This is a genomic window from Desulfosporosinus sp. (assembly GCF_014237355.1).
In the GTDB taxonomy this organism is placed as follows: Bacteria; Bacillota; Desulfitobacteriia; order Desulfitobacteriales; family Desulfitobacteriaceae; genus Desulfosporosinus.
Genome location: NZ_JABZFS010000005.1, coordinates 1 through 6,171, shown reverse-complemented (window position 1 = coordinate 6,171; position 6,171 = coordinate 1). Strand labels below are relative to the sequence as shown.

Below are 6,171 nucleotides of genomic sequence, written 5' to 3'. Positions count from 1 at the left end.
GTTCCAGCTGAGAGCATCCGTTCCTTTGTAGACAAGTGGAATTTCTCTATCGAGAAGGATGGAACCGACATTACTGGTGAACAGCGGATGCAGATCCACGCAGAAAATCCGCTGGCCATTAATATAAATCCGAACGTTTTGTTGAACGGAACTGTCCTTTCAGGCTCTCATGGCTGCGGCGTGTCATGGAATCCCTGCTTCCCAGAGGGCAACGGCCTTGAGGTCAAGAGCGTGACCCAGCATTATGCCCTTGATCCTGCCTATGGCTGGGTAATCTGGCGCTCTGCTTTTCCTTGGACGAAGAAACGTAAGCCGAAGATATCACGACGCTCAGCGTAACCCTGATGCAGGAGCCTGTCGCTATTTCAGGACCGCATTTCCAAGTGCTGGCGCTCGGTAAGCGTATCGATTTTACACACCCGACCACAGGCGCAAAGCATACGCTGACCGTGCAGGAGTATGAGCGGAAAGAAATGTCCCGTGAGCATTTTGGCAGCCAAAATCAGGAGTTCCCGACGCACTATACTGTGATGAGCTATACGCTCGCGCCGGATCTGCCTGACGGTGCATTCACCGTCACTGATTGCCTTCTCTCATTATTCTTGAGGAGTTTGAACATGGGTCATAATTGACGCTTACGTACAAGCTAAACAATAAGTTCATAAGTTGGTGTCTGGCACCGCACCCTAATGCCGATGTTCAAAATTAGGATAAAATATGCTTGGTTACTTAAGATTGCTATTCTTGCAAGTAAGTGAAGCTTTCCTTCAAACAAATCAGGCCGTCTCGTGTTATGAGGCGGCCTGAGCCCTGTGAAAGCAGGGATAAGATACATCTTTTTGTTGGAAGATTATGCTATAATACTTGCAACAGGTTGTCGTGGGACGGTTAGCCCCCCCCTTTTAGAAAGGGGGGGATGTTAACGTTTTAAATACATTTTCAGAAACAACACTTGTACCACCTAAAGCGATGATTTTCTTGATCGATAGGTTGCTGAGATAGATCGAGGTTAATTTTTCAGGGATCTCGGTTGATTTAACTAAAACGATAGGTGATAAGGTACATCCGGCAAAAATAGAACCAGCTAGAGCATCTGGAAAATTTGTTCCTGTTGCCAAAAAAAGATTCGGACTATAATCCCCAAAAAGAGCATCGGCGATTATAGCAGAGGTTTCATACTGATCAAAGCCTCCAAAACGTCGGAAGTTGGCATCTGGGAAAAGATCTTTGAGCTGTTTCTCAATCGTACCACTAACTGCACCCACTCCTCCAACAATCGTAATATCTGTTGGTTCAAGATCTTTGAGATAGGCCAGAGGCTCAGCGGGGATGTTGCTTTTTTGAACTAGAATCATCGGGATACCGAGTGCAGAAGCATAAGGGGAGATTGTTTGCAAATTTGGTTACCGTCAATGATATTGTGGAACACCTGAAAGCTAGAGGTTTATCCGATTACGGATTGATTATAGATTCGGTGTAATTGGAGAATCTTTCTGAGACAAGTTCAAGCGTCCACCTTTTCACATTAAATAGTGAAAGGTGGACGTTTTTTTTGAATTCCTCCCTTCCCGTTCCAGACCCTCGGCGGGAGTGAGCTCGGTCATAGGGCAAGAAGGCGCTGGTTTCGTTGAAGTTCCATGCTATTTGGTAAAAGAAGGATTTAACCGGCTTTATGGAGAAGACGGTTATATTGAAATTCAATTTAGACCTTTATGAAAGCTTAGGTGATTAAGTCTGGCCCTTGACTGAGATGGATTAGAACATTTGCATAGGCCATAGTAATTGCTATTATACATTACTAAGAAGGAAGGGGGGCTGTAATTGATAACTGCAGGTGTGGACATTGGATCTACCTCATCTAAAGTTGTAGTTTTGGAAGATGGCAAAAAGATTTTAAGTAAAGTTATAATACCTGTCGGTGCAGGAAGCAGCGGGCCGGCGAGAGCCTTTGAACAGTCTATTCGGGAGGTGAATTTGAGTCGGGAGGATATAAAAAGGGTGATTGCAACGGGATATGGCAGAACTCATTTCCCGGGTGCGGACCAAAAGATTACGGAAATAACCTGTCACGCCCGTGGAGTTTATGAACTTCTTCCGGGTGTAAGGACGATTATTGACATCGGTGGTCAGGATGCTAAAGCAATTAGGGTTGGACAAGGGGGAATTGTCTCTAACTTTATTATGAATGATAAATGCGCAGCGGGTACCGGAAGGTTTTTGGAGGTTATGTCACGGATTTTAGAAATTAATATTGAGGATTTAGCAGATTTGGCTGCCTTAGCAGAAAACCCAGCCTCAATCAGCAACACTTGTACAGTGTTTGCAGAGTCTGAGGTTATTTCTCAGCTTTCCGGCGGAACCTCTCGTGAGGATGTTGCAGCGGGTATTGTTAATTCTGTGGTAGGCCGTGTTGCCGGACTTGTAAAACGTTTAGGCGTGCAAAGTGAGGTTGTTATGACCGGCGGAGTGTGCCTGAACTGGATGATTATTAGGATGATGGAGAAAGAGCTTGCTATACCCGTCATGGCTTCTCCCATGGCACAATTGACAGGTGCACTTGGGGCTGCTCTGTTCGCTTTCGAAAGTGCCAGATAACCCCTCAGGGATAGGATAGGGCTTTCCAGCTCTAAAATATTTCCAATATTCAATATATTATAACAAAAGCGCACCGATAGTGGAGGGGGCTTAAACAGTTGATCCAGATGACCAACAGGGTGGAACTAATACTTGCCTGGGAATTGAATGATTCAGATGAAAAAGGGGTGACTTTAAGTGCGTGAAAAACTTACGTCAAGAAAATTACTTAATCACTTGCAAACTCGTCATTATACAAACGCCTACACAGCCAAAATGAAGGGACAATTAGTTGGCTGGGCAACGTCAATTTTTCCTCAGGAATTCTGTGAGACTATGGATTTAACGGTAGTTTATCCCGAGAATCATGCCGCTGCCGTTGCTGCTAAGAGAGGAGCCTTACCCCTTTTAGAGCAGGCTGAAAGCGAAGGGTACAGCGTGGATTTGTGTTCCTACGCCCGGATTAATCTGGCCTATATGAAATCTCAAGCAGCAGAAGTCCCTATCCCACTGCCTGACTTCATTTTATGCTGCAATAATATTTGTAACACCCTTATAAAGTGGTATGAAAACATCGCCACAGAACTTAATATTCCTATGATTCTTATTGATGTTCCATTCAACCATGGATATGAACCAACCCCGGCAGCCATCGATTACATTAAGTCTGAGTTTGAGGAGTGTATCCGGCAGCTTGAAACAATCACCGGCCGCCAATTTAGTTTCGAGCGTTTTCAGGAGGTTATGAAATTATCCAACGAGAACTCACGGGCCTGGAAACGGGCCCTGGATTTGAATCAAGCAGTTCCGGCCCCCTTGAATGGCTTTGAACTATTTAACTATATGTCCCAAATGGTCTGTGCCAGGGGGCGCAAAGAAACCGGAGAATTGTTCAAGCTTTTAATTGAGGAATTAGAGGAAAAAATTAGCTTGCGCAAGTCTTGCTATGAGGATGGAGAAAAATGCCGGGTGATGTGGGACGGCATCGCTTGTTGGCCTCATATTAAGCATAACTATAAGGCTTTGGCAAAGAGCGGGATCAATATTGTTTGCAGCAGCTATCCGGAGGCCTGGGTTTTGCTCTATGAGCCGGGAAACATGGATGAATTAGCCCGGGTCTATTCCATGATCGGCAACAACACTTGCATGGAATACCAAGCCGATCGAAGAGAGGGAGAGGTAAGGAACTTTAAGCTTGACGGCATATTGTTCCATGTGAATCGAAGCTGCAAAGTAATGGCCTTTATGCAATATGAGCAGCAGCGCTTGGTTGCAGCTCGAACCGGTGTTTCCATCATGAATTTTGACGGAGACCAAGCCGATCCTCGTAATTTCGCTGCGGCTCAGTTTGAAACCCGTCTTGAAGCTTTAATGGAAATTGTATCTCAAAATAAGTCAGCTAAGAAAAGCAAAGAGGTGATGAATAATGACCCTGCTTAAGGAGCTATTGTCAACCCTGGAACATGTGGCTAACCATCCGGCTCAAGTTATTAATAAATGTCTTGAAGATAAGCGGCTGATGATCGGCTGTGCCCCGGAATATTGTCCGGAGGAAATTGTCTACGCTGCCGGAATGCTGCCGTTGGGTCTATGGGGTGGGTCAACGAGTATTAGAAACGCCAATCAATATTTTCCCGCCTTTGCTTGTTCTTTAGTGCAGACCACCTTAGAGCTTGGGATGCGCGGAGTATACGACCAACTTGCAGGAGTGATTATCCCCGCCCACTGCGATCATCTAAAGTGTTTCGGACAGGATTGGAAGGTTGCTGTACCCCAAGTCAGGTTTATACCCCTTGCTCATCCAATTAACCGCAAATTGGAGGCAGCTGTTGAATACTTGAAAAGTGAGTATTCCCGAATCAAGAGTGTCCTTGAAGAAATTGGCGGCAAGCCAATTTCTCATCAGGATTTAACTGAGGCAATCGAGGTCTATAACCTTCATCGGAAAACCTTAAGGGAATTTACCTTGATTGCTCGGGATTATTGCACTACAATTACCCCTAGCGTCCGTCACAATGTTATCAAGAGTGGTTACTTCATGGATAAGCTGGAACATACCCAACTTGTCAATTCTCTGATTGAAGAGTTAAAAAAAGCTCCTCCCGAAGAGTGGAAAGGGCAGAAGGTTGTTTTAACAGGGATTATGGCCGAACCTAAGGAGATCCTGGACATGTTCGAAGAATATGGCTTGGCTGTCGCAGCCGATGATCTGGCTCAAGAAAGCCGGCAATTCAGAACGGATGTACCTGAGGGAAAGGATCCACTGGAACGATTAGCACGTCATTGGAGCTGTATGGAAGGCTGCTCATTACTTTATGACCCCCAAAAGAACCGTCGCTTTATGCTGAAATCAATGGCTGAAGAGAGCAAGGCAGATGGCGTTGTGGCCTGCATTATGAAGTTCTGTGAAATGGAAGAGTTCGATTATCCCATTTACAAGAAAACCTTGGAGGAAGCTGAAATCCCTTTGCTTTATCTGGAATTAGATCTGGTAACACCTTCTTTAGAGCAAGTAAGAACCCGAATCCAAAGCTTTGCCGAAATGATTTCTCTGAAGCGATAAGGAGGCCATTCTGTGCCATCTCGACGTTAAGTAAGCTGGTCTGGTAGAGGTTAAAGGGAGTGAAAGTCGTTTTTGTTAAGTGGCTTTACTTCCTTTTCATATCTTTTAAGCCAAATCCTACGCGGAGTAAACTATATTGGTTTTTATGATGAAAGGTGGGCATAGAAAATGGAAGTATCACTCTACCAACAAATATATAATATAGAAGATAGGCTGTTACAACCTGAGATTCGTGGATCTAGAGAGGAAATTTCTGTGCTTCTAGCTGACGATTTTGTTGAATTTGGAGTTTCCGGGCGCATATTCGATAAAATGCAAGTTGTCGAAGAATTACCTCATTCTCCTGCAGTTCCAATGATTATTGAGGATTTTCAAGTGAAAGTCTTAGCTCCGGGTGCAGTATTAGCAACCTATCGGGCAGTTAAGACCAATGAATCTAGAGAAGAAATGAGGAATTCATTAAGAAGTTCAATTTGGAAGTTCATCGATGGCAGGTGGCAAATGGTCTTTCATCAAGGAACCAGAACAATGGAGTACTGCAAGTGACATTATCAGAAGCTAGAAGAAGCAGAAAAAACCTTAACCATAATATTTGATAATTCAGGTAGTTTCACTGACGTAACTAAATTGCATTTGGATAATTATGAGATTATTAGACAAGATTCTTTACTGCAAAACTTAGTGTGGGTTAGTGATGAAATATATAAAACAAACGGAAAATATGAATTGCATGTAATGCTTCGAAATAAGAATAATGGCTTAATAGAATTTATCGTTTCTGCTGAACACATATCATTTGATCATCTTTCTTAAATTATGAAAAGCTAAGCATAAATTTGCTTAAATATGGATTTGCATTATAATTTAGTTTAGGTTTTCCCAAAATATTTGGTAATCTTATACTCTGAAAACCTGAATCAGGAATTGTAATAATGAAAGAGAGACCTCTAAATGAACAAGGGTAATTTTAACGACTTTCAATTAAGTAGTGAATTATTAAAAGCAATTAGCTTACTAAATTTCATCAGTCCCAG

The 6,171-nt window shown here is 43.3% G+C and carries 6 protein-coding genes and 2 pseudogenes; 7 read left to right on the top strand and 1 reads right to left on the bottom strand.

Features of this window, described 5'->3' with window-relative positions; genetic code table 11:
* Window positions 1-339 (top strand): annotated as a pseudogene (locus tag HGJ98_RS01065) (hypothetical protein); the annotation flags it as partial.
* A 5-nt stretch (window positions 340-344) separates the two neighbouring features.
* A complete protein-coding gene (locus HGJ98_RS01060; RefSeq protein ID WP_291349141.1) occupies window positions 345-632 on the top strand; it encodes a hypothetical protein in 288 nt (95 codons plus the stop codon).
* A gap of 270 nt (window positions 633-902) precedes the next feature.
* On the opposite strand, the gene HGJ98_RS01055 is transcribed toward HGJ98_RS01060, so the two are convergent.
* The gene (locus tag HGJ98_RS01055; RefSeq protein ID WP_291349140.1) at window positions 903-1,355 is read right to left on the bottom strand and encodes a cell wall-binding repeat-containing protein; all 453 of its coding nucleotides are present in this window, start codon (window positions 1,353-1,355) and stop codon (window positions 903-905) included.
* A gap of 466 nt (window positions 1,356-1,821) precedes the next feature.
* Here HGJ98_RS01055 and HGJ98_RS01050 point away from each other — a divergent pair, with 466 nt between their 5' ends.
* From HGJ98_RS01050 to HGJ98_RS22280, 5 genes and pseudogenes are all read left to right on the top strand, one after another.
* Window positions 1,822-2,595 (top strand): acyl-CoA dehydratase activase, encoded by a 774-nt coding sequence (locus HGJ98_RS01050; protein WP_291349139.1) that lies wholly within the window; start codon window positions 1,822-1,824, stop codon window positions 2,593-2,595.
* 177 nt (window positions 2,596-2,772) lie between these two features.
* Entirely contained in the window at window positions 2,773-4,014 is a 1,242-nt protein-coding gene (locus HGJ98_RS01045; protein WP_291349138.1) for a 2-hydroxyacyl-CoA dehydratase subunit D, read from the top strand.
* The gene (locus HGJ98_RS01040; protein WP_291349137.1) at window positions 4,001-5,137 is read left to right on the top strand and encodes a 2-hydroxyacyl-CoA dehydratase subunit D; all 1,137 of its coding nucleotides are present in this window, start codon (window positions 4,001-4,003) and stop codon (window positions 5,135-5,137) included. Before HGJ98_RS01045 ends, HGJ98_RS01040 begins: the two co-directional genes overlap by 14 nt.
* Window positions 5,138-5,305: 168 nt before the next feature.
* Window positions 5,306-5,683: a DUF4440 domain-containing protein gene (locus tag HGJ98_RS01035; RefSeq protein ID WP_291349136.1), complete on the top strand. Its 378-nt coding sequence runs from the start codon at window positions 5,306-5,308 to the stop codon at window positions 5,681-5,683.
* Between the two features lie 21 nt (window positions 5,684-5,704).
* Window positions 5,705-5,950: pseudogene (locus HGJ98_RS22280) on the top strand (DUF4085 family protein); the annotation flags it as partial.
* Window positions 5,951-6,171: the final 221 nt, after the last annotated feature.